This is a genomic window from Anoxybacillus ayderensis (assembly GCF_013761015.1).
GTDB classification, from domain to species: Bacteria; Bacillota; Bacilli; order Bacillales; family Anoxybacillaceae; genus Anoxybacillus; species Anoxybacillus ayderensis.
This window is the reverse complement of the sequence record NZ_JACDUV010000002.1, coordinates 240735-264395: the sequence shown is the minus strand read 5'-3', so window position 1 is coordinate 264395 and position 23661 is coordinate 240735. Positions and strand designations below refer to the sequence as shown.

Annotated in this window: 19 protein-coding genes; 5 read left to right on the top strand and 14 right to left on the bottom strand. The window is 44.5% G+C overall.

Features of this window, described 5'->3' with window-relative positions; translation table 11 throughout:
* Positions 1-172: 172 nt before the first annotated feature.
* The 4 genes from HNR63_RS03685 to HNR63_RS03670 all read left to right on the top strand — a co-directional run bounded on the left by HNR63_RS03685 (position 173) and on the right by HNR63_RS03670 (position 5968).
* Positions 173-1939, top strand: a complete 1767-nt coding sequence (locus HNR63_RS03685) for a methyl-accepting chemotaxis protein (protein WP_181519810.1) — start codon at positions 173-175, stop codon at positions 1937-1939.
* Between the two features lie 75 nt (positions 1940-2014).
* Positions 2015-3118, top strand: coding sequence for a CdaR family transcriptional regulator (locus tag HNR63_RS03680; protein ID WP_181519809.1), 1104 nt, complete (start codon positions 2015-2017; stop codon positions 3116-3118).
* A 94-nt stretch (positions 3119-3212) separates the two neighbouring features.
* A complete protein-coding gene (glcD, locus tag HNR63_RS03675; protein WP_181519808.1) occupies positions 3213-4625 on the top strand; it encodes a glycolate oxidase subunit GlcD in 1413 nt (470 codons plus the stop codon).
* A complete protein-coding gene (locus tag HNR63_RS03670) occupies positions 4622-5968 on the top strand; it encodes a (Fe-S)-binding protein (RefSeq protein ID WP_181519807.1) in 1347 nt (448 codons plus the stop codon). The genes glcD and HNR63_RS03670 overlap by 4 nt, the downstream gene beginning before the upstream one ends.
* On the opposite strand, the gene HNR63_RS03665 is transcribed toward HNR63_RS03670, so the two are convergent.
* From HNR63_RS03665 to HNR63_RS03645, 5 genes are all read right to left on the bottom strand, one after another.
* Positions 5965-6780 carry a DnaD domain-containing protein gene (locus HNR63_RS03665; protein WP_181519806.1) on the bottom strand — a complete coding sequence of 272 codons (816 nt, stop codon included), beginning with the start codon at positions 6778-6780 and terminating at the stop codon, positions 5965-5967. The two genes, HNR63_RS03670 and HNR63_RS03665, sit on opposite strands and share 4 nt — an antisense overlap.
* 86 nt (positions 6781-6866) lie before the next feature.
* Complete coding sequence (locus HNR63_RS03660) at positions 6867-7370, bottom strand: ferritin (RefSeq protein WP_021094305.1); 504 nt, start codon at positions 7368-7370, stop codon at positions 6867-6869.
* Positions 7371-7427: 57 nt separating this feature from the next.
* Complete coding sequence (locus HNR63_RS03655) at positions 7428-8213, bottom strand: TerC family protein (RefSeq protein ID WP_085788482.1); 786 nt, start codon at positions 8211-8213, stop codon at positions 7428-7430.
* A 248-nt stretch (positions 8214-8461) separates the two neighbouring features.
* Positions 8462-9874, bottom strand: a complete 1413-nt coding sequence (gene bcaP / locus HNR63_RS03650; RefSeq protein WP_085788483.1) for a branched-chain amino acid transporter BcaP — start codon at positions 9872-9874, stop codon at positions 8462-8464.
* Between the two features lie 92 nt (positions 9875-9966).
* The gene (locus tag HNR63_RS03645; RefSeq protein ID WP_246316722.1) at positions 9967-11250 is read right to left on the bottom strand and encodes an ATP-binding protein; all 1284 of its coding nucleotides are present in this window, start codon (positions 11248-11250) and stop codon (positions 9967-9969) included.
* Positions 11251-11363: 113 nt separating this feature from the next.
* Between HNR63_RS03645 and HNR63_RS03640 the strand changes: the two genes are divergently transcribed.
* On the top strand, positions 11364-12530 hold the full coding sequence (locus tag HNR63_RS03640; RefSeq protein ID WP_181519914.1) for an MFS transporter: 1167 nt from the start codon (positions 11364-11366) through the stop codon (positions 12528-12530).
* Positions 12531-12538: 8 nt separating this feature from the next.
* Here HNR63_RS03640 and HNR63_RS03635 read toward each other — a convergent pair whose 3' ends face one another.
* From HNR63_RS03635 to HNR63_RS03595, 9 genes are all read right to left on the bottom strand, one after another.
* Complete coding sequence (locus HNR63_RS03635) at positions 12539-13537, bottom strand: glycosyltransferase family 2 protein (protein WP_181519804.1); 999 nt, start codon at positions 13535-13537, stop codon at positions 12539-12541.
* Entirely contained in the window at positions 13534-15240 is a 1707-nt protein-coding gene (locus HNR63_RS03630) for a DUF6044 family protein (protein WP_181519803.1), read from the bottom strand. Before HNR63_RS03630 ends, HNR63_RS03635 begins: the two co-directional genes overlap by 4 nt.
* Positions 15241-15254: 14 nt before the next feature.
* The gene (locus HNR63_RS03625; protein WP_181519802.1) at positions 15255-15995 is read right to left on the bottom strand and encodes a HipA family kinase; all 741 of its coding nucleotides are present in this window, start codon (positions 15993-15995) and stop codon (positions 15255-15257) included.
* A complete protein-coding gene (locus HNR63_RS03620; RefSeq protein ID WP_181519801.1) occupies positions 15985-17052 on the bottom strand; it encodes a glycosyltransferase in 1068 nt (355 codons plus the stop codon). Before HNR63_RS03620 ends, HNR63_RS03625 begins: the two co-directional genes overlap by 11 nt.
* 133 nt (positions 17053-17185) lie before the next feature.
* The gene (locus HNR63_RS03615) at positions 17186-18394 is read right to left on the bottom strand and encodes an MFS transporter (protein WP_181519913.1); all 1209 of its coding nucleotides are present in this window, start codon (positions 18392-18394) and stop codon (positions 17186-17188) included.
* 36 nt (positions 18395-18430) lie between these two features.
* The gene (locus tag HNR63_RS03610) at positions 18431-19003 is read right to left on the bottom strand and encodes a class I SAM-dependent methyltransferase (RefSeq protein WP_181519800.1); all 573 of its coding nucleotides are present in this window, start codon (positions 19001-19003) and stop codon (positions 18431-18433) included.
* Positions 19004-19400: 397 nt separating this feature from the next.
* Positions 19401-20501, bottom strand: a complete 1101-nt coding sequence (locus HNR63_RS03605; RefSeq protein ID WP_085788489.1) for an alanine/ornithine racemase family PLP-dependent enzyme — start codon at positions 20499-20501, stop codon at positions 19401-19403.
* The gene (locus HNR63_RS03600) at positions 20498-21580 is read right to left on the bottom strand and encodes an N-acetyltransferase DgcN family protein (protein ID WP_223249770.1); all 1083 of its coding nucleotides are present in this window, start codon (positions 21578-21580) and stop codon (positions 20498-20500) included. The genes HNR63_RS03605 and HNR63_RS03600 overlap by 4 nt, the downstream gene beginning before the upstream one ends.
* 323 nt (positions 21581-21903) lie before the next feature.
* Positions 21904-23613 (bottom strand): two-component system sensor histidine kinase NtrB, encoded by a 1710-nt coding sequence (locus tag HNR63_RS03595; RefSeq protein WP_343047601.1) that lies wholly within the window; start codon positions 23611-23613, stop codon positions 21904-21906.
* Positions 23614-23661: the final 48 nt, after the last annotated feature.

Genomic DNA, 23661 nt, shown 5'->3' with positions numbered 1-23661 from the left:
TTCATTTCCTCCAAAACGCTTCGGATTCCTTGTTGATTTGAATTGTAAACGAAGTTGAAACCGATTGCAACAAAAAATTTGTGAAAAAATTCGTGGCATTTTCCCCAAAAATACTCTCCCTTTCTTTTAAACGGTCATGCTATAATGAGAAAAAAGCGAAGGGGGCCTCACGATGAAAAAGCGATGGTCAATCCGTTTTCAGAAAAAACCAAAAACAAAACAAATGAAAAAAACGACGACGATCGGCAGGAAGTATGGGATCGTTTTCAGCTTTGCTACACTTTTATTTGTCAGCGTTTTCATTTTTGTATTTTTACTCGTCAATAACTTAACGAACGTCGTCAAACAAGTCGAACAAAAAAGCGACGAAGCGATTTTAATTACCGACCTCGGCTCGTTATTTAAACAAAAATATATTGTCATTACCGACTATATGACAAACCCCCGCCCAGAAACGCTTTGGCAATACGGCGACTTAACGAAACAGTTTAACGATAAAATGAAACAATTAGAGCCGCATATGCAGACGGAGGAGGCGAAAACGATATATCGCTCGACGATTTCGATTGAAAATCAGTTAAATGAATTGCTTTATAAAACGATTCAACCTGCGGTGTTATCGTATCGTGATCGCGGCGAACAAATCGACATTTTCCAAGTCATTAGCTTTCAAAATAAAGCGGCAACTATTCGCGATATGAGCATCGAAAAACTCGATGTGTTACGAAACATCGTTGTCAATGAACGAAGCGCGCTGACGACAGAAATGAACGATACGATTGCGAAAAACATTTTTATGATGTTGATTACCGTCGTTGTTGCGATCGTTTTATCTGTCATCTCCCTCGTCATTGTGAGCCGAAAAATAAGCAAACGATTAAAACAAGTCGTCGACGTTTGCCATGAGCTTGCGCGCGGCAATTTGCGCGTCCAACGCTTGACGGATACAGAAATGGATGAAGTCGGACAAATTTCGCAAGCGATGAATGAATTAGCGGACGGTCTTGAACAATCGATCGCCCAAATTCAAGCGGTTGCTACGCATGTAAACGACATGTCGCACACGTTGCGTCTAAACGCGGAAGCGACGACCGAAGCGAACGAACAAATTACGCAAGCGATTCTCGAAGTCGCATCAGGGGCAGATGAACAAGTAAACGTATCGAAACAAACGAACGAAGCGGTGCATAACGTATCCGATGCATTAACGACCGTTATGAGCAAAGTAAGCGAAACAGCAAAAAGAACAAACGAAGCAACGAAGCGCGTGAATGAAGGAACATCACTAGTAGAGCAAACGGTTGCACAAATGAAGCTTATTCGCGAACAAATTGAACATCTCGCTTCCGTCATTGAATCGTTAAACGATAAATCAAAAGAAATTCATCAAATCGTCGGCTTTATTACAAACATTTCTGATCAAACGAATTTGCTTGCATTAAATGCCGCCATTGAAGCAGCACGAGCGGGCGAGCATGGAAAAGGATTTGGCGTCGTCGCAGAAGAAGTGCGCAAACTAGCTGAACAAACGGCGCATGCGGCAGGAAACATTCGCACGCTCGCTGAACAGTCGCAAACGCAAACGGCGCATGCGGTGCACGTCATGCATGAAAGCAGCGAGTCATTCCAATGCGGCCATTCGCTCGTTGAACAAGTCGGGCATATTTTCCGTATGATTTCTACCGATATGGCGCGCGTCCAAGCAGAAAGCGATACGGTGAACGAAACGATTCGTTCCGTTGATGAAAAAGTAAAAACGATGACGTCATTTGCGGATCAAATTATTGATATTTCATCACAATCAGCTAAAAATATTGAACAAGTCGCGGCTACAACCGAAGAACAAAACGCAACGATGCAAGAGCTGCTCGCTTCTTCGCAAGAGCTCGCCAGCACGGCCGAACAACTTCGCCAAACGGTCGCACGTTTCCACATGTAATCGGACAACCGTCCTTTCTCAACATAAAAGGACGGTTTCTTTTTCGTATGCTACATGCAGAAAGGAAGTGAACGAATGCTCTCTTCTCACCTCGCGAAAAAAATCGTATCCGACGTGCGTCGCCTTATTCATGAAGACATTATTATCGTCGATACGAACGGAATCATTATGGCAAGCACCGACACGACACGCATCGGTCAATTTCACGAAGGAGCGTTTCTCGTTTGCCAAGAGAAGAAAAAGCGAATCATTACAAAGCAAGACGAAGGTGTATTAAAAGGTGTGAAAGCAGGCGTGAACTTGCCGATTTTTTTTCACGGCGACGTCATCGGCGTCATCGGCATTACAGGCGATCCAACGAACGTATCGCCGTATGGAGAACTGTTAAAAAAAATGACCGAGCTTCTTATTCAAGAAAACTATTATACAGAACAACTGCAGCTCGAAGCGCGGGCGCTTGAAACGTTCGTGTTTGAATGGCTGCAAACGCGCGAATGGTCACCGTCTTTTTTTGAACGCGCGCAACTGTTTCATATTGACTTAACAGCGAAGCGGCGCGTCGTGATCGCTTCGTTAAACGATAAAGAACGGACGATTTCGATTGAAATGTGGAAATTTACCCAAACCGTTTGGGACGACAAACGCGACATCATCGTTCGCTGGGGAAACGATCGCTTGCTTTTTTTACAAACAGACGACGACAAAGAACGAACGAGCGCAAAAATAAAGACGTTGCAACGATCGTTTTTGGAAAAATATGATGTTTCGTTTCATGTCGGATGCGGAAAAATGACCGATGCGAAATACGTGTATGAGTCATATAAACAAGCGGAGCGCGCCCTTCATGTCGCGAAACAAACAGAGGAAATCGTCTTTGATGAAGACTTACGACTAGACATGTGCTTAGAAGACATTTCTTTATCAACAAAACGAGAGCTCATTCAACGAACGATCGAACCGTTAATGAACGACGAAGAACTGCTTCATACGCTCCGCACATTTTTTGCGCACAACTTATCGCTCAAACAAACAGCCGAAGCGCTTCACATTCATATTAATACGCTTCATTACCGACTGAAAAAAATACAAGAATATACAAATTTAAACGTGCGCCACTTGGAACATGTCATCACTTTATATTTAGCCATTCGTTTTTTAGATGAAATAACAAAAAAATAGCTTGTAAACGCTTTATTTTTATATGTTCATCTATAGCGGGTTTCCCCGCTTTTTTTTATGCTTATAGTACAAATAAGAAAAAAGGGTGAACGACATGATCACTGAACGAGTGAAGCAACAATTTATTGACATTGTTGGTGCAGAAAACTACGACGATTCGAAAGCCGGACGGCTCGTTTATTCATATGATGCAACCCCAAACTTTCAGTCGCTTCCTGATGCGGTCATCGCACCGCGCAATACAAAAGAAGTAAGCGACATCGTAAAAATTTGTAACGAAGAGCGCATTCCGATCGTTCCGCGCGGTTCAGGGACGAACCTTTGCGCCGGCACGTGCCCAACAGAAGGCGGCATCGTCCTATTGTTTAAACATATGAATCGCATATTAGAAATCGATGAGGAAAACTTAACGGTTACTGTTCAGCCGGGCGTCATTACGCTCGACCTCATTCAAGCGGTCGAAGCGAAAGGGTTATTTTACCCACCGGATCCAAGCTCGATGAAAATTTCGACGATCGGCGGCAACATTAACGAAAACTCCGGCGGTTTGCGCGGCTTAAAATACGGGGTGACGCGCGATTACGTCATGGGGCTTGAAGTTGTGCTCGCTAGCGGCGACATCATCCGCACAGGTGGAAAACTTGCGAAAGACGTCGCCGGCTATGACCTCACCCGTTTATTTGTCGGCTCGGAAGGCACGCTTGGAATTATTACGGAAGCAACGTTAAAGCTCATTCCGATGCCGGAGACGAAGCAAACGATGCTCGCGCTTTATGAAGATTTAGAAGCGGCTGCCCGTTCCGTTTCAACGATTATCGCCAACAAAATCATTCCGACGACGCTTGAATTTTTAGATCAGCCGACGCTGCAAGTCGTCGAATCGTTCGTCAACATCGGCTTGCCGACGGACGTAAAAGCGGTATTGCTTATTGAACAAGACGGTCCAAAAGAAGTCGTCGCCCGCGATATGGAAGCGATGGCGCGCATTTGTCGCGAACAACGCGCCATTTCCGTTCAAGTGGCAAAAACGGAAGAAGAAGCGAACAATTTGCGCACCGCAAGACGTTCCGCCTTATCGGCGCTCGCTCGCTTAAAGCCGACGACGATTTTAGAAGATGCGACCGTCCCGCGCTCGCAAATTGCTAATATGGTGAAAGCGATTAACGATATTGCGCAAAAATATAACGTCACCATTTGCACGTTTGGCCATGCGGGAGATGGAAACCTTCACCCGACATGTCCGACAGATGTGCGCGACAAAGACGAACTGCATCGCGTCGAGCAAGCGTTTGAAGACATATTTGCGAAAGCAATTGAACTTGGCGGCACGATTACAGGCGAACACGGTGTCGGCGTCATGAAAGCGCCGTATTTAGAATGGAAGCTCGGCAAAGAAGGAATCGCGGCTATGAAAGCGATTAAACAAGCGCTCGATCCGAACAACATTATGAATCCGGGGAAAGTGTTCGCAAAAAGCACGCGCAAACGGGTGGTGGTGACGCGATGAAAAATGAACAGATCATGCAACAACAATTTCAAGCGCGCATGAACGAAGACGAACTATTAAACTGTATGCGCTGCGGCTTTTGTTTACCGACATGTCCGACATATATTGAATCCGGCTTTCAAGAGTCGCACTCGCCGCGCGGACGGATCGCGTTAATGAAAGCGGTCGTCGATGGGCTCATTGAACCGGATGAAGACGTCGAACGTTCGCTTCAACTTTGCCTTGGCTGCCGGGCGTGCGAACCGGTTTGCCCTTCTGGCGTGCGCTACGGTCATTTGCTTGAAGAAGCGCGCGATATTATTGCGCAACATAAAACGTATTCGCCGATCGTTCGTTTCATTCGCCATCTCGTATTTAAACAGCTGTTTCCATATCCGAAGCGCATGCGCATCGCAACGGCGCTCCTCGGCTTTTATCAACGGTCTGGGCTGCAATCTTTCGCGCGAAAACTTGGCTTGTTGCGCCTGTTGCCGAACCATTTAGCGACAATGGAAAAAGTGCTTCCGAACGTGCCGACGTGGAAAGAAATGAACGAACGTCCGACGCACGTTGAAGCGCTTGCCCCACGAAAGCATCGCGTCGCCTTTTTTAGCGGTTGTTTAATGGATACGATGTTTATGGACATAAACGATCGCACGATGAAACTATTGCAGCTTGCCGGCTGCGACATCGTCATTCCTGAGGCGCAAACGTGTTGCGGGGCGCTCCATGGACATAGCGGTGAAAAAGCGGACGCAAAAACGTTAGCGAAACGAAACATTGAAGCGTTTGAAGCGCTAAACGTCGACTATATCGTCACAAACGCCGGCGGTTGCGGAGCGTTTTTAATCGAATACGACCATTTGTTAAAAGACGATCCCGTTTGGGCGGAGCGCGCGAAAGCGTTCGTTGCCAAAATCAAAGACGTCTCCGTCATTTTAGTAGAGCTCGGCTTTCATCATCGCATCTTGCGCTTGCCAAACCAAATCGTGACGTATCAAGATTCATGCCATTTGCGCAACGTGATGAAAACAGCGACTGAGCCGCGCCTCCTTCTTCAGTCAATTGCAGGCGTCGAGTTTCGCGAAATGAAAGATGCCGACCGGTGCTGTGGGTCTGCGGGCATTTATAACATCGTTCATCCGGATATGTCGATGCAAGTGCTCGATTATAAAATGGAACAAGCGAAACAAACGAAAGCGACGACGATCGTTACCGCCAATCCCGGTTGCTTACTACAAATGAAGCTCGGCATTGAACGTGAAGGGCTTACAAACGTGCGCGCCGTTCATCTCGTCGACTTGCTTTTTGAAGCGGTCGAAGCGACGAAAGAAGCGACTGAGCCGATGAAGCAAACAGGCTAAGGGGCAGCCCTTAGCCGTTTTTCTAATGCCCGTCTTTTTTGTTCGAGCTCGGCTTCACTGCAAGCTTTTCGTTCATATTGCGAATAATCGATATGTAGCCACTCTGGAACCATCTCCGTTCGCACCGGTCTTCTTCTTCGCTCTTTTGTCGTTACATATCCGTTTTTCTTCCAGTTACGCAAAATGCCTTCCGTATATGTCCACGTGTTTACCCCGTTTTGCAAAGCGACTTTCAGCGCATGAAGCACCATTTCCTCTGACGTTTCATTGACCCATAATGCGATTTTTTCTCCAACATAGCCACTTATCGTCCCGAAACCGTTTTGTTCATAAAATTGTATAATATTTTGTAATGTATGATCTGTTGTTATATTTGTTTGTCTGTTCATCGTGCTATGTCCGCCTTGGCAAGTTGACACGTACGACGCGTCATGTTGCACCGTCTTTTGTTCATGTTGCGCGTTCGTGTCATCATTTTGTCGTTTTTCCTCGCCATTCATGACGTTCGCTAGCACATCATAATCAATGCGATACCATTTCGTTTTATCAAGCTTGGAGCGATACCTTGATACGACGATGCCTTTTTTCTCAAGCCGAACGATCGTGCGCCGAATCGTGCTTTCCGACCAAAACGGAAACTGCTTTTGCCACCCTTCGTACGTGTTATATACCCACACATGCCCATCATACGTATGCGTACTTTTCCCGAGCCAATAATGAAGTTGCTGCAAAAAAATGCTTTCATTCAACCCGAGCTTCACCGCCACCGTCGGCAAAACAAACAACGGATCATCATTGACTAACCATCTCATCCGAATCCCTCCTATCTACATTTATCGCCTCATGTGCGATATTTAGTTAGGGGGGAAGAAAAAAAGAGAATGCGTATGCATTCCCTTTATGCTTCTGGTGTAAATGTGCGCTGAGCGAGTTCGTTATCAAGCATAAATAGCGAGTTGCTGTCGTTTTCGATGCGCTTGAGCTTTTGGATAAGCGTATCAAACAGCGACTCTTCTTCCACTTGTTCGTCAATAAACCATTTTAAAAAGTTCATCGTCGCATGTTCGCGCTCGTCTAACGCTAAGTCAGATAGTTTATAAATGCGGCGCGTCACTTCTTTTTCATGAGCGAGCGCTTTTTCGAAACAATCGCGAACGGACGTAAATTCGTTGTTTGGCGATGGGAAGCCTGTCATAATCGCTCGTTCGCCAAGCGCGTTAATAAAGTTGTAAAACTTCATCGCATGGAAGCGTTCCTCTTCCGCTTGAACTAAAAAGAAGTTCGCAAAACCGTCCAACCCTTCCGCCGAGCAATATGCTGCCATCGCCATGTACGCATGCGCAGAATAAAATTCAAAATTCATTTGATCGTTCAATCCGTTTAACAATTTTTCACTTAACATACATCAACACTCCTCTCTTTCTTTATTATAACAAAAAGAGGAGGAACGTGCCTCCCCTTATTCGTTTTGCGCTTTTTTCAACGTGTGAATCGCTTCTTTTTGTTGTTTCGTTTCTTTTCCGGAGAAAAACCAACCGCCAGCGGCAATCGCTAAAAGAACGATCCAGAAAGTCGCTTTCCATAATGCTGAATGGGCAAAATGTTCCGAAACGACAGCTAAACTTGGATGCGCAAGCGTGTAGACTGCCAACTTCACGCCAACCCAACCGACGATTAAAAATGCAGCGGATTCTAAGCTTGGGCGTTTATGCAACAATTTCACGAACGCATTTGCCGCAAAACGCATAATAATGACACCAATTAATCCACCGGCAAAGATGACTAAAAACTTTCCGCCATCTAGCCCCCCGATTGGTGGTAAATTCGTATTTGGCAACGTCATCGCTAAAGCGACCGCCGCTAAAATCGAATCGATCGCAAACGCTAAATCAGCAAGTTCCACTTTAAATACTGTCATCCAAAAACCGGACTGCTTTTTCCCTTCTTTATGCGAACCGTCTCTGTTTTTGTTAATAAAATGATGCACGGCGATAAACATTAAATATAACGCACCGAGCGCTTGAATTTGCCAAATGTTCACTAAATACGAAATGACAAACAGCGCCGCAAAACGAAGAATGAACGCACCGGCAAGCCCGTAAAAGAGCGCCCGCTTTTGCTCTTTCTCTGGCAAATGCTTTACCATAACCGCCATCACAACGGCGTTATCGGCGGCGAGAATGCCTTCTAAACCGATTAAAACGAGAAGCACCCAACCGTACTCTAACAATAATGATACATCCATGAATGATCCCTCCTGTAATATGTAGTTTTCCCTCGTCCGTCGGCAAAAATCATGAGAACGCAAAAAAGACCTTTGCCGAACGGCAAAGGTCTCGCTAGACACATGTTGTGCCAACAAAGCCGATGGACGACGTCCATGAATTGACGACTTTGTTTTCAGGCATCGCCTGAACGCTACTCCCCTTTGTAAAGGAAAACTATGTTATTTGTAATTTCATTATAAGCGTACGAACTTATTTTGTCAATCCGTTAACTTACTTGTTTTTGTCCAACGTTTGCCTCATTTAACTTACTATGTTTGCGGCCGTACAAGAAGTAAATGACGAGACCGATCGCAAGCCAGCCGCCAAAGCTTAACCACGTCGTCGCTGGAAGCTGAAGCGCTAAATACGTACAAAACGCTACCGCAAGAAGCGGAATGACAGGCACAAACGGCACCATAAAGCTTCGTTTTAAGTTCGGTTCTGTTTTGCGTAAAATTAAAATGCCGATCGCCACAGTCGTAAACGCAAACAACGTTCCGATATTTGTTAAATGCGCTAATTTATTTAACGGAATCACCCCAGCGAAAATGGAAACCGCAATGCCCGTCACCCATGAATTCACAAGCGGCACTTGTTTTCGCTCGCTCACTTTCGCAAACAATGACGGAAGCAAGCCATCGCGGCTAATCGCATAAAAGAGGCGCGTTTGGGCATAAAGCATCACGAGAAGCACGGTCGTAATCCCCGTAATCGCCCCGAGCGAAATAAATCCTGCCACCCAATCTTGCTCAATATAGTTTAACGCAAAAGCAACCGGATTTTTTACACCTAGTTGGTCGTACGGCACAATACCTGTTAAAATGAGCGAGACGGCAATATAAAGAAGCGTACAAATCGCAAGCGATGCGATAATGCCGATCGGCATGTTGCGCTGCGGATTGCGCACTTCTTCTGCCGCTGTCGATACCGCATCAAACCCTAAGTACGCAAAAAACACCGTCGCTGCCCCTGCTGCCACGCCTGAAAAGCCGAACGGCATAAACGGCGTCCAGTTTTCTGGCTTCACATACCAAACCCCAACCGCAATAAACAATAAAATGACCGCAACTTTAATAAAAACCATCACCGCATTAAAGCGCGCTGATTTTCTCACCCCTTGCGTCAATAAAAACGTAATAAGCAAAACGATGACAATCGCTGGCACATCAATGAACGTACCGTTTGCCGGATCGTAAGCGCTTGTCAACGCCTTTGGCAGCTCAATGCCAAATCCAGCGAGCAACCCTTGAAAGTAGCCGGACCATCCCGCCGCTACTGCTGACGCTGCCACTCCGTACTCTAAAATTAAATCCCAGCCGAGCATCCATGCGATTAACTCACCAAATGTCGCATAGCTGTACGTATAGGCGCTTCCCGACACCGGCACGCTTGAGGCGAACTCCGCATAACAAAGCGCCGCAAAGACGCACGCCAATCCTGATAAAATAAACGAAAGAACGAGCGCTGGTCCTGCATGCTCAGCTGCAGCCACTCCCGTTAAAACGAAAATGCCCGTTCCAATAATCGCTCCAATTCCGAGCATCGTTAAATCAAAGGCGCCTAATTCTTTTTTGAGCGCTGCCCCTTTTCCTGATTCGCTCATGAGCGCCTCAATGGACTTTTTCCGAAACAAACTCATCGTTGTAAACTCCCCCTACTTGTTATGTTCATTTTATACTTTAACGCCCAAAATCGTTAAAGACAATACTTTTTCGCTATTTCGAAATATTTTTATTTTTCCAACAACAGAGGGAATGTCACTTTCATCGTCGTTCCGCGCCCTTTTTCGCTTTCCATCGTCCACGTGCCGTTCATCATTTCAATGATGCGAATCGATACCATCGCCCCGAGCCCTGTCCCTTTTTCTTTCGTGCTGAAATACGGTTCCCCATATCGCGCAAGCTGCTCTTTCGTCATTCCTTTTCCTTCATCGCGCACGACGATCGTAACCGTTTTTTCAGCGACATGTACAGCGACGTGCACCGCCCCCTCGCCTTCTATCGCTTCAATTCCATTTTTTATTATATTTAAAAAACATTGCCGAAAATATTGTCCGTTCCCTTTGATCATCGCAGGCATAAGTGTTGGGACGATTTTCACCCCATGAATGTTCGCGAATGGACGCAACATGTCGATCACTTTTTGTAGTTCGTGATGCACATGAAGCGGTTCTGTTTTTTCTGGGAACGGCTTCGCAAACGTTAAATAATCGTCAATAATGGCACAGGCGCGGTCTAATTCCTCAAGGGCGATATTCATATATTGCTCTTTCGTTTCCTCCGATATGTCTTTTCCTCTCATCAGTTGCATAAATCCTTTGACAACGGTAAGGGGATTGCGAATTTCATGGGAAATGCTTGCGGCAAGCTGGCTAACGACTTCCATTTTCTCCAGCTTGATCGCTTTCGAACGAATGAGCAACGCTTCTCGTAACGTTTCCATCATAAACACAACAAATAGTACGGCGACAGGAGGGACGAGAATAAAATCAACGATGTACGACTCGGTCACTTCAAAATCGGAAATTGCTATCGCTAATATTGTTGCTGCAATCGCAAGAATAAACGTCATCATCATAGAAGCAATCATCCGTTTTGTTTTCGGCAACTGTTTAAAAAATGGAGAAAATAAACTTCCGAACATAAACATCATGACGTACACAGCGACCGTAATAAACTGATACCCGTACATCACCCATCGCGCAACGAGTAAAATAATAAGCAACGGCAGGCTCACCGTCCATCCGCCGTAAAACGTGCCGATGAGAAACGGAACTTGCCGCAAATCGTGCACGCAATCGGGCGCGATGTAAATCGGATATTTCATACATAAAATAAGCGGCACGCTTAAGCAAACAACAAACAACAAACGTTGATACACTTTTTTGCGCTGGAAAAATCGAACGTAATCGTATAAAAAGTAAAAGAAAAAAATGCTCACTAAAATGTAAAACAAATTGTTTAACACGTGCTGATTGATATATGTCATCTTTCTCAACTCTCCCACATCGTTCATCCTTTTTTCAGTTTCGCGAAAACTTTTTCCGTTGTCAATGCAGCGACATCTTTGAAAAATGATCATGTTTCCATTATGATAAAGATGCAAACTACATAGTGGAGATGGTGATGATGAACGATCGGCGTTATTTGCCGCTTTTATTTGTTGTGATGTTTTTAGTCATGGTTGGATTTGGCATTATTATCCCTGTCCTTCCGTTTTTCGCAGAAAAAATTGGTGCGACTCCGACACAGCTTGGTTGGTTAATGGCTGTATATTCGTTTATGCAATTTTTATTTGCGCCGATGTGGGGACGATTGTCCGATCGTTACGGACGCAAACCGTTTTTACTGCTCGGCATTTTCGGTTTGGCGCTTTCGTTTTTCTTGTTCGCGTTGGCGACAAAACTTTGGATGTTATTTGCCGCTCGTATCATCGGTGGCTTTTTATCCGCCGCTACGATGCCGACAGCGATGGCATATGTCGCAGACGTCACGACCGAAGAAAACCGCGGGAAAGGAATGGGCATAATCGGTGCGGCGGTCGGGCTTGGCTTTATTTTCGGACCAGCGATCGGCGGCGTGTTTTCAAAGGCGAGCTTAACCGTTCCGTTTTGGATCGCAGGCAGTTTGGCGCTTATCACTGCCATATTCGTTTTCTTTTTCTTACATGAATCGCTTCCGAAAGAAAAGCGATCGAACGGAGAAACGAAACGACCGTCACTTATGGCGGCACTACGAAGCGACGTATCGCGTCTGTACGTATTGCAGTTTATCGTCACGTTTTCGCTTGCAGGACTTGAGGCAACGTTTGCTTATTTTGCCGCAAAACGTGCAGGACTTTCATCGACAGAGCTCGGCTACATTTTTATGATTATGGGACTGGCCGGTGCGATCGTCCAAGGAGGATTGCTTGGAAAACTCATTCAGTCGTTCGGTGAAGGAACGGTCATTCGTGGTGGACTATTTATTTCAGCGCTCGGCTTTTTCCTTATTTTATTCATCCACCATTTTTGGACGGCCGCCCTGTATTTAACCATTTTCGGGGTCGGCAACGGCGTCATTCGCCCATGCGTATCCGCCTTATTAACGAAACAGACGACCGATGGGCAAGGAAGCGCAACAGGACTGTTATCGTCGTTCGATTCGCTCGGGCGCATTGGCGGACCTGCCATTGCTGGATGGCTGTTTACATTAAAGCCGAGTTTGCCGTATATGACAGGCATCGTGCTTACGTTCGTTTCATTCGCCCTGTTTCAATCGTTTCAACGAACAATGATGCAAAAAGGCTCCGCTTAATCGGAGCCTTAACTAATTCCTTCTTCACTAAACGTTTCTCGTTCACGTGACGCAATGATCGGTCCATTTAACAAATCGACATCGACAATATAGCGCGGACGTTGTTTCGTTTCTTGATACACTTTTCCGATATACTCTCCAACTAACCCGATCGCAATGAGCTGCAATCCTCCGACAAGCCAAATGGACATCATAAGCGACGTCCAACCTGTTTGTGTATGACCGGTCATTTTTAAAAATAACACATACATCGCAAACAAGATGCTCACAAAAAATGAACAAAAGCCGAGAACGGAAACGAAACGAATCGGCATCATGCTAAATGACGTCAATCCGTCAAACGCAAAGCGAATCATTTTCATGAACGGATATTTCGTCACTCCAGCTTTTCGCTCTTTTCGGTCGTAATATACGGTTGTAGATGGAAATCCAAGAAGCGGCACGACCCCGCGCAAAAACATATTTACTTCGCGAAATTGTGCTAACGCTTCGACGGCGCGCCGGCTCATGAGGCGATAATCCGCATGGTTGTAAATGAGTTTCACCCCGATGCGATTCATGAGGCGATAAAACGTTTCAGCCGTCCATCGTTTCATATACGAATCGACATCGCGCTTTTTTCTTACTCCATAAACGATGTCATATCCTTCATGAAATTTACGCAAAAACTCACGAACGACATATATATCGTCTTGTAAATCCGCATCGAGCGTCACAATGCAATGCGCCATTTGTTTGGCTGCAAACATTCCTGCAAGTAGCGCATGTTGATGCCCTGCATTTCCTGCCAGTTTAATCCCTTTAATTTCTTCGTGTCGCAAACATGCTCTATAAATGATCGGCCATGTCCGGTCACGGCTTCCATCATCGACAAATACGATTTTACTTTCCGAAGAAATGAGCTGTTCCTCGATGAGCTGTTGCCGCAACGCCCGCAACTGCTCAATCGTCTCTGGCAATATGTCTTCCTCGTTATAACAAGGGACAACGATCGCTAAAATCGTCATGTCGTTTCACTCCTTTCTATTTCGTATAAATAAATCGTCCATGCGGACTCCTCGTGTTCAAACGTTCGCAATAGCTTTAGTTTGTTTTTTTTTGCATTGTCAATCGGCACGGCGGAAAAGACGTATCGCCCACCCATGTCGTATAATACGTTCGTATTGAGCTGCATACGGCGAATGCGTTTGTTTGATTGTTTCGTAAACATATAACGTTTGCCAAGCTCATCAACAAATACGTAACAACGTCCGCCCCATTCATCGAAATATTCCTTTAGCTTTTTATTTTTGTTTAGCTCGCTCGCAATCACTTGCCGAAATTGATGTTTGTACGAAAGCGGATAAAAGTTGTTGTACGTATCTAACGTGTAAAAGCCGTTATATTGAGCGATCGCTGGGTGAATGCCGATGCTGACGACCCGATACGTATGAACAGGCTTTTTTATATATTGTTTCATGTCTTGAAATTGCTTTTCGGCATAAAACGCGCGAAACGTTGGCTTGTCGCGATAGACGATTTGTTCATGAAACAACAGCGCCACAACAAGCTGCGCAAAAAGCGCAAACGAAACGATGCGCCGATCCCACGCGCGCCAAATGATGCGAAGCGACAATGCAAACAGCACGTAAATGACCATCGGACGTAAAAAATGATAGCGCGCAAAATTAAACCGGTCTAAAAACGGAAATGCCTCCGTCGCAGGAAGCCATCCTTTGTAAAACCAAAACGCATACCAAAGCGATAGCGCAAAATTCAGTACATGAAGTTGCCAAAATAGCCGTTCGTTTCGCCACCATTTTTTTCTCCATACGATATATAATGCGATGAACGTGATCGGTAAAATAATGAGCGTATGAATCGTCATCACATGCGTATGACCGAATATGTAGTTTTTGAATGTTAATCGCAGCGAGCGCCATAACGATAAACGGGCATGGAAATATTCATCTCGACTTGTTGGTTCTGTCGAAAATAAAAACGAATGAACGAGCCGATATTCCACTGCCAAATAAAGAGCAGTCATATATACGAGCGCCAACAATAACGGAATGTTCGGGCGGCGGCGCCACGCATCAACGATCCAAAACAAAAACATTGCGCTTAAAAAAAAGAAAAAGCCGAGCACAAAGCTAGAATAGAGCGGCAACAAAGTAAGGACGACATAGTTTTTCAACGAACGATCCCCAGCGCGAATGTTCAGTAGCGCCCAGAGCGCCAGCGGCATGCCGAGCGTGCTAAGCATCCCCGATGGCCAAAACGGCGTCAACGCAAACGTAAGCGCCACGCCGACACGAATCCACTCCGCTGTCTTTTCTTTTATGACGTGCGTTTTCAACAATGCATACATGCCGATAAATGCAAAGACGCGCGTCATCAGCTGGCTCAATCCGTATGCATAGACGGGCGGAAAAAGGGCGTGAAGCCAGACGATGCCGCTAAATTCCGTTCCGTATGCGTTGCGCGGCAACCCATTTATGACTTGTGGAATCGTCGCATGAACGGAACCGAACAGCTCACCGCTTCGTACGAGCACGCGATACCAAGCGATGTTTGAATCTAAATTGTCGTGCACGCGCATATGCGCATCTTCCCCAAGCACGAAATACGGCAATGCATGTAAACAAACGATGATGAATCCAAATGCAAACAATCTCATAACGCCCCTCCATTCCCCATTATTTTTTAACAACAAATGAAAAATATGCATAAGAAAAGCCTAAGCTATACAAGCTCAGGCCAAAGTTGTTTACAAAATTTGCGAATGAGACGGGGAACGAGATGGTCGCGCCGATAAACGAGCGTATGAACGAGCTGCTTTCTTTCTTCTTCCGTAATGTCCCAATCTTCTGGCATATGTTTCGTCATTTCTTCTATTAAAAGCGTCGGCATCGTTTGTATGATGGCGATTGCTTGCTCGAATTGTTTTAGTGTTGTAAACGATGCCATCATACGATGTGTTTTGCTGTCTATAAGCGTTTGCGGCAACTGTTTTAATTGTTCAACCGTCCACGCCGAACAACCACATATGTCGGCATGATCGATGATCCATAACGTTTGCCTTTCCTCTCGTTGCTCGATGATAACATTTTTTCTCGTCCGATCGCGATTGTACAACCAATAGTCGAAAACGATGACGCTCGCCAGTTGCCATCCATTTTCAACATGTTCGATCGTCGTTTCGTGGGCGTTTTTCCCTTCGATATATGCGCTCGCCAATTGCGTTTTCGTTTTTATAATAGTCGTCTCGTCTGGAATAGGCAAAAGCGTATGAGGCAAAGAAACGAGACGGGCGTGTGGGATTGGAAGGTTCATATATTTTGCGATTTGATAAGCGAGCCATTCGTTTATGGGCGCCTTTGGTTTTTTCGCATCATAACATTTCACGACATACCGTTTGCCATCGTCAAAAGTGACAAGATGGGAATTATGTTTATGTTGCGCAAATGTCTGTTCATACTTCATGTATATCCCCCACGATGTTGTGTAATAAGTCGACATACGTTTGGGCGCAACGTTCGATCGTAAATCGGTTGAGCACATGCGCTCGCCCAGCTTCGCTCATATGAGCATATTGTTGTTTGTCGTCTAAAATCTCAGCGATCGCACGAACCGCACCGCGCGTATGGTGCTCGCGAAATAAATATCCTGTTTTTCCGTGAACGATAATTTCCGGCATTGCCGATACGCGCGGGGCAACGACAGGCACGCCGCACGCCATCGCTTCAATAAATGTATTTCCGAACGATTCGACTTTCGTCGTCGCTAATAAACAGCCACCCGATTGACGAATTTTCGCATACATATTCGGCATTTGTTGATACGGCACAATGGGAAACCATTTCACAAATGATGTCAGCTGTTTTTCCTTCCATTCCGTTTCAAACGCTTCTTTATCTACACTATGTTGTCCGCCAATGATCCAACATTCCACATCATCGCGCTCTTTTTGCAACAACGAGGCGATTCGTAAAAACGCACGCCAATTTTTACGCCCATCTAACCGTCCGACGTACGCAACAATTTTTTTATTCGGGACATCATCGCACTCCATCGGGCGAAAAAAAGAAGCATCTAAGCCATTATAAATGACCGTAATCGGTGCTCGTTCATCGCTCAAAACAGAAAGAAGACGTTTTTGATAAAAAGACGGAACGATAAATTGACGCGGTGCAACTTTTTCAATCCCTTGTAAATTTCGTTTCAATTTCAACAATTCCGGTGTGCGCGCCTCGACAATAATCGGCCCACGATATCCAACATCGCTTAACCAATCGTACGCTTGGCTCGTATCGACGACGATAATCGCATCGTATCGCTTTCGCAATAAATCGTATATGTCGCTTTTCTTTTTCATGACGTAGACGTTTGCGACGTCTTCCATCATATGCATGCCACCAAGGTCTTTTGTATATAAAAAGTCCGTCGCGATCCCATGTTTTTTAAAATAGATCGCCCGATTGCGCCAGCCCGCATTCACCCCACCAACCGTCAACAACCGCCAAATGACTAAAATGTTCACACCTCAGCCCCCTTCATCGCATGCTCTTTTATTACTGTATGTTGCGAAGGGGGGAAAGTTGATAACTGTTCAAATGACACTTAGAGGTATTCCAAAACGGGGACATGTATGAGAAAAACTAGGGAGAGGCTCCCTAGTTTTTCGTTTTTGTATATACACGCAGTCCAGCAAGTAAGGGCAATGTGGCTGTTAACCCTATTGACCAATGGAATCCAAGCCAATCCGCAATAATACCTGCCACGATCGCTCCAATCGCATAGCCGCTATCACGCCAAAAGCGATATACGCCCATCGCGGAAGCGCGCCAATGCACTGCTGTGACATCACCAATTGCCGCTTGTAGTGTCGGATATACGATCGCCGTCCCAAGTCCTAACAACGCTGCGCCAAGGATCCATAGCGTCATATGATCCACAATAAGCATAAACCACATCGCCAACGCCTGTAGCCACATACCATATGCGATCATCTTTTTTCGATCAAAACGATCGCTTATGATGCCTGTAAACAGTTGGCATATGCCCCATGAAGCAGGATAAACGGCAACGATTATTCCAATTTGCGAGACAGATAATCCGAGTGAGGTGAAATATAAAGGAAACAATCCCCATGCCACTCCATCTTTCAAATTTGTCGCAAGTCCTGCTAAGCTAAAACTAGATAATGTTTTATTTTTCCATGTTGTTTGTTGAAATACTTCTTTGGAAGATAATGATTTTTGTTTTTGTTCTTTGTTTAGTTCCATATGCAATCGCACATAGTTTTTCGTATCTTTTGCGATGATCGATAAAATCATTCCTAGCATCGCAATGACGACCCCAATATAGAATAATTCGAGCTGAAGAGAAAATGTCGCTGCGACATATCCTGATATCGCTGCCATCGTTGCGACACCGAAGTAACCCGCAAACTCATTTAAGCCAACAGCTGTGCCACGCTCCGTGGGCTTTGCGATGTCAATTTTCATATTGACCGTCATCGACCACGTCAATCCTTGATTGATCCCAAGCAACACGTTCGCAAATACGACAACCCACCATTCATGTGCAACAAGCATACATATCGGAACAAATAACCCGATCATCCATCCCGCTAACAATATATTTTTTCTTCCAAATCGATCAGCAAGTTGACCGGCAAAATAGTTTACAACTGCTTTGGACAAACCGAAGCTGACAATAAACGAAATGGCAGCACTCACCGATGTAAGCCCGAACTGTTTTTCCACAATCATCGGCAAAACCGTTCTCTCTAGACCTACCATTGCCCCCACAAACACGTTGATGACGACTAATAATAAAAATGAAACGTTATTTTCTTTTATTCCTAAACGTACCACTATCTTACTCACCTTCCTTAAAAACAAACAACATGGCCATCATTGATGACCATGTTTAACAATCACGCCGTATACGCTCGGGTGAAAATGAACGAGCTCGACATGTGCAAATGCCGCTTTTGCCTCGTCCATCAGCTGTTGCGAAGGAATGCGTTCATGAATTGGTGGGCCCATGTCGCTTTCAACCGCTTCCCACTCAATCAATAGAAACGCACCGTTCGGTTTCATGATGCGAGCAATTTCCGCAAACACCGCTTCCCGATCGGCCACTTCATGAAGAACAAACGCCATCAGCCCTTGATCAACCGATTGCGATGGAATCGTTGTTGCGGTCACATCGCTTAGGATGTAAGCAATGTTTTCTACCCCTTCTTTTTCTGCATGTTGCTGTAGGAAAGCGAGCATTTCTTGTTGTACATCAACCGCATATACCGTTTTTGCCACTTTCGCTATCGGGACAGTAAAATAGCCATTCCCTGCCCCTAAATCCGCCACGACATCCCGTTCGCTGATGTGCAATAACGAAACGACTTCCTCTGGAGCAATGAGCTCTCTTCTTTTCGGATTCAACAACTTCTCTGCTTTCGAATGATGAAATCGATGCCCTGCCATGAATCATCCGTCCTTTTCTTTTTTATACCCACATCCGTATTTTACCCTTTTTTTCGATGTTTGTCATCTGAACAACAAGTCAAAACAAAAGGAGCTTCATTTATTGAATGGAAAATGAGCTCCTTTACGACACGGTATTTTGTTTTGATTCATAATTATTCTTGATTCGTTCAATCCAATACGCTTCATCGTAATGGTAAACATAATTCGGATACTCTATCATTCGTTCTAACAATCCTGTGTTGCAATATTCGACAAAAATGAAACAAATCCTTTTTATTCATTGCTTTCATGAATCGAAATGAATGTTCAGTTCTGTACTCATCTTTTCATTTCGTACTCTCTACTTGCCACAATTTATAGTAAAAAGAAGTCAGCGTGTTAGGCGCTGACCTTTTTATGCCGATGTTTTTGTCGGGAAATGGCCGTTTTTTTCATCGGTTTGTACGTATGTTTTTTGAACGTATGGAGAACTCATAAGGGAAATCATTGCACCGTAATCGACCGCAAAGCGAATATGATCACCGACGCGAATGTCAGTGCGTGTGGCATCAACAATAATATGGTCGCTGCTCGATCCGATGATGTCGACAGGAGAAAGTGGCGTCAATCCGCTCACGTGCACATCTTGACGACCGATGCCGACGATGGCGCGTTTCATCATGCCGCGCTCTTGAAACGTCGGTGTTTCTCCAAATGCATTGCGACTTTGTACACCGTACGGGACAGACGGCTTCGTTTTCACTTCGATCACTTCCGCGACGAGACAAAACGCATCTTGATATAAATGAGGAATGGCCGCACCGCGAATCGTTTCTCGCCCTAAAAAAATGGCTTCGCCAAATCGGAGATGGTTAATGCAACCGACATCTTTCGTTTGTTTTAACCAATAATAGTTCGCGGAATTGCCACCAGATACGTACGGTAAAAACAACGCATACTCTTTTTGAATATGTTTCGCAAGTGACGAAAGCTCACGCATTTTTTGATCCGTCGGAATAATGCCACCAAAACAGGCAAAATTTGCGCCGATGCCGACAATTTGAATGTTTGGCAACGGACGTATTTGTTCAATAAATGACGGGACGTCTTTCGGCATAATCCCCTCGCGCAAGTCGCCCATTTCAACCATAATAATAATGGCATGCGTTTTATTTTGCTTCACCGCTTCCGCCGAAATCGCACGCACGACGTCGATTTCTGATTGGACGCTGACATCGACATGTTGAACAACTTTATTTACTTCGCTTAATGCAGGTGTACGAATGAGCATATATGTTGCCGGAATGTGCGCCGATCTTAATTTTGCGATTCGTTCGACTTTCGTATCCGCTAAACTTGTCAAACCGCTATCGACAAGGGTGCGAGCAATTTGCACATCTCCGCCCACCCCTTTGACGACAGCTGTCATTTGTATTCCTTTTTCTTCACACCATTTTTTCAACGTGACAGCATTATGACGAATTTTCCGCAAGTCAATTTCGACTCTCGGCGTCATAATACCGCCACCTCACGTTTTTGTAACGATGGGAAATAATCGATGAGACGATCGACAACTTTGTCTGCGCCGTATTTTAATACATCTGTGACTGGCATATGGAACGTTCGCTCATATTCGGAAATCGTTTGTTTTAATTCTTCATCTGTCATCCCTTCATGGTTTAACGTAATCGCAACGACTTTTGTTTTTCCGAAATGTTCAATTAATGCGATTTCACTTTCGACCGTAGGCATTTCGACAAACGGGAAGTCGCCAAGCACTTTTCGCTTCGGCGGATGCTGCAAAATGACCGCTTGTGGTCGCGCCCCTTTTAGAATGCCAGCCGAGCTGACGTAAGCTGGATGGCTCAGCGCCCCTTGTCCCTCCACAATAATGATGTCGGGTTTTTCTGTTTCATACGCGCGCACAATTTCTCGCTCGAGTTCACCGATCATATATTGAAGCGGAAACGCATCCATCGCAAATCCGTACGAAGCACCTTGAATTAAGCCCGTTTGTCCTGTCGCAACAAACGCTGCTTTATAACCACGCTTTTGCATTTCTTTCGCGATAATCATCGCGGTCGTTCGTTTTCCGCACGCTCCATCTGTTCCGAGCACCGCCACAACGGGCGCTTTCACTTGCAAAATACGTCCCGTAAATAACGTCCATTCTTTTTTCGGACGCGGTTTGCGAATATCGCGAATCGTTACTTCACAACGTTTGGCGATCGCCATCATTTCTTCGTCTTCTGTTAAGAACTCTTGAAGTGGGTTAATGATATGCATGCCTGCTTCCATCGCTTCAATGATCACTTGTCGTTCTTCTTTTTTGAGAAAAGCGTTCGCTGGAGCAATTCCTAAGATGAAGTAGTTCGGTTTTTCTTTTGCGGAGGCCATTGCATCTTGAAGGTTTTTACAAATCGGAATGCCATTTTTCTTTTGATCAAGCACTTCTCCCGCATCTTGACCAGCTTTTGTCGAATCAATAACCGCCACGATTTCATACAGTCCAGAATCGCGCACAAGTCCATTCGCTGTTTTTCCATCCATGGAACCAAATTGATTTTCACAATATACAATGGCGTATTTCTTCACAAGAAATCCCTCCATTTCGTTGTGAAATCAATATCTCCATGAAAAAAACATCTCGCTTTACCGAAATCGGAAAGAAAGATGTTCCCCGCCTTAATAATTATAGCGAATTTTGAATAAAAAGTAAAATGCATGATTTCACAACTTCTATCTCTAGTATGATCGTCAATATACCCATATTCGAAAATTCAGTCAATAGGCTGTATTCCTTGCTACATCTACAAAAATCCCGAAAAACAACTTGTCGTCGATCCCCCGGGTTTTTTGCAAGATTGGAGGTCGACGACAGTTGTGAAATAATGAACAAAACCACAAATATGTTGTTTTTATCTGTGAATCGGAAGACGAATGACAAACGTCGTCCCTTGTTCCGAGCTGTCGTGAAGCGCAATCGTTCCGCCATGGTTTTCAATAATTCGTTTGACGATCGTTAATCCTAATCCTGTCCCTGACGACTTCGTTGTGATAAATGGTTCAAAAATCGCCTCCTGCATATGTGTCGGAATGCCGCTTCCAGAGTCGTACATGTACATGTTGTACGTTTCATCGACATCGGAATATATGCAAATCGTTCCGCCTTCTTCCATCGCTTCGATGCTGTTGTGAAGCAAATTGTATAACACTTGCATCATTTGTTTCGAATCAAGCTGTAACGGCACATGATCAAGGCGCACGTGCACGCGTATATTTTTCGCCTCTAACGTTTGTTGAAAAAGAGAAAGAACATCTTGAACGATCGTTTCGATATACGCCTCTTTCATCACCGGGGCGCTCGGTTTGGCGATCAGAAGCATATCTTCAACAATGGCGTTGATGCGATCAATTTCTTTTAATAAAAGAGGGATATGATATTGTTCGCGATCGCGTTCACGTAAATTTTCGTTCATAAACGCTAAAAAACCGTGAATAACCGCAAGCGGATTGCGAATTTCATGCGCTGCCTTCGCCGCCATTTCCCCCATTAACGCCAACTTTTCCGATTGATGTATTCGCTTCGTTAGTTGTTCCATTTCGGTGATGTCGAGGAAATAAGTAATTTCCCCAATGTGCTCATCATACCTATTTTTCAACTGTACTTTAGACATCAAAAAAGTTTTCGTTTCTAATGTTTTGTAAACGATCTTCTTGTTTGTTACAGGGGAACTCGTTAAAAAAAGCTCCCAAAACGCCTTGTTTTCTTTCGGTTTTTGCCTTTCATTCAGCATATGTTCTATATCTTTTTTCCCCAAGGAAAGCAACGTCACCGCTGATTCATTAATAAAATAATTCCCTTTCAACTTATCATTCATAATAATTCCGCTCGGTAAAGCGTTTAGTAATTGTTCAATAAATACTTTATCTTTCAATACTTCTTCATATAAATATGAGTACTTTCTAAAAATGATCGACAAAACGACAAGAATGGCAGTAAACATAGCTAATCCAAACATAGGATAAAAAGGAAGAGAAAGCGCCAAAATAACTGCTCCACCTAGTATAATCATATATTCAAAAATCGTTTCTTTCACAATACTCGTCACTATGACGTACATTCGCTGCGATGAGTTAAGGAAGAAATAAAAAGCCATGATGAGCGCATTGACTGTGTAATATACGACAAAAGAAGCGATATACGCAGGAGAATGCGCAAAATCAATCGCTCCAATCTCCCCATCGAAAAAAAGAAACGTATAATAAGCGCTACAAATCATAAGAACATACATAGAAAAATTAAATATATGTTTCCACCAAACCATTTTTTTATATTGAAAAATAAAAATAAATACCGTACTTAATAACAAACTGAATAAAACGTATTTCATTCCAAATACAACGAGCACTGCCAAATGTAGCGATGAATCAAACGACGTCCCATTTCCATTTGGCGGAAGTTTAATGTCATAATAATTAAGAAGAACCACTCCGATCGCCAACAATAACGAAAATAAGATTTGCTCTTGATCAAAGGAAAAAGAATAAAAAAAGATAATCAGTCCACTGAAACAAACGATCGAGGTATATAATGATATAAGTCGTTTCCTCCACGTTGCACACAATGATAAAACCTCTTTTCAAATCCGTTCTAGAATTTCACTCTATCATTC

What these genes read in the sequence shown, in the direction of transcription:
- HNR63_RS03685 (WP_181519810.1), top strand. Translation starts at nt 173, where the DNA reads ATGAAAAAGCGATGGTCAATCCGTTTTCAGAAAAAACCAAAAACAAAA.
- HNR63_RS03680 (WP_181519809.1), top strand. Translation starts at nt 2,015, where the DNA reads ATGCTCTCTTCTCACCTCGCGAAAAAAATCGTATCCGACGTGCGTCGC.
- glcD (WP_181519808.1), top strand. Translation starts at nt 3,213, where the DNA reads ATGATCACTGAACGAGTGAAGCAACAATTTATTGACATTGTTGGTGCA.
- HNR63_RS03670 (WP_181519807.1), top strand. Translation starts at nt 4,622, where the DNA reads ATGAAAAATGAACAGATCATGCAACAACAATTTCAAGCGCGCATGAAC.
- HNR63_RS03665 (WP_181519806.1), bottom strand. Translation starts at nt 6,780, where the DNA reads ATGAGATGGTTAGTCAATGATGATCCGTTGTTTGTTTTGCCGACGGTG.
- HNR63_RS03660 (WP_021094305.1), bottom strand. Translation starts at nt 7,370, where the DNA reads ATGTTAAGTGAAAAATTGTTAAACGGATTGAACGATCAAATGAATTTT.
- HNR63_RS03655 (WP_085788482.1), bottom strand. Translation starts at nt 8,213, where the DNA reads ATGGATGTATCATTATTGTTAGAGTACGGTTGGGTGCTTCTCGTTTTA.
- bcaP (WP_085788483.1), bottom strand. Translation starts at nt 9,874, where the DNA reads ATGAGTTTGTTTCGGAAAAAGTCCATTGAGGCGCTCATGAGCGAATCA.
- HNR63_RS03645 (WP_246316722.1), bottom strand. Translation starts at nt 11,250, where the DNA reads ATGAACGATGTGGGAGAGTTGAGAAAGATGACATATATCAATCAGCAC.
- HNR63_RS03640 (WP_181519914.1), top strand. Translation starts at nt 11,364, where the DNA reads ATGAACGATCGGCGTTATTTGCCGCTTTTATTTGTTGTGATGTTTTTA.
- HNR63_RS03635 (WP_181519804.1), bottom strand. Translation starts at nt 13,537, where the DNA reads ATGACGATTTTAGCGATCGTTGTCCCTTGTTATAACGAGGAAGACATA.
- HNR63_RS03630 (WP_181519803.1), bottom strand. Translation starts at nt 15,240, where the DNA reads ATGCATATTTTTCATTTGTTGTTAAAAAATAATGGGGAATGGAGGGGC.
- HNR63_RS03625 (WP_181519802.1), bottom strand. Translation starts at nt 15,995, where the DNA reads ATGAAGTATGAACAGACATTTGCGCAACATAAACATAATTCCCATCTT.
- HNR63_RS03610 (WP_181519800.1), bottom strand. Translation starts at nt 19,003, where the DNA reads ATGGCAGGGCATCGATTTCATCATTCGAAAGCAGAGAAGTTGTTGAAT.
- HNR63_RS03605 (WP_085788489.1), bottom strand. Translation starts at nt 20,501, where the DNA reads ATGACGCCGAGAGTCGAAATTGACTTGCGGAAAATTCGTCATAATGCT.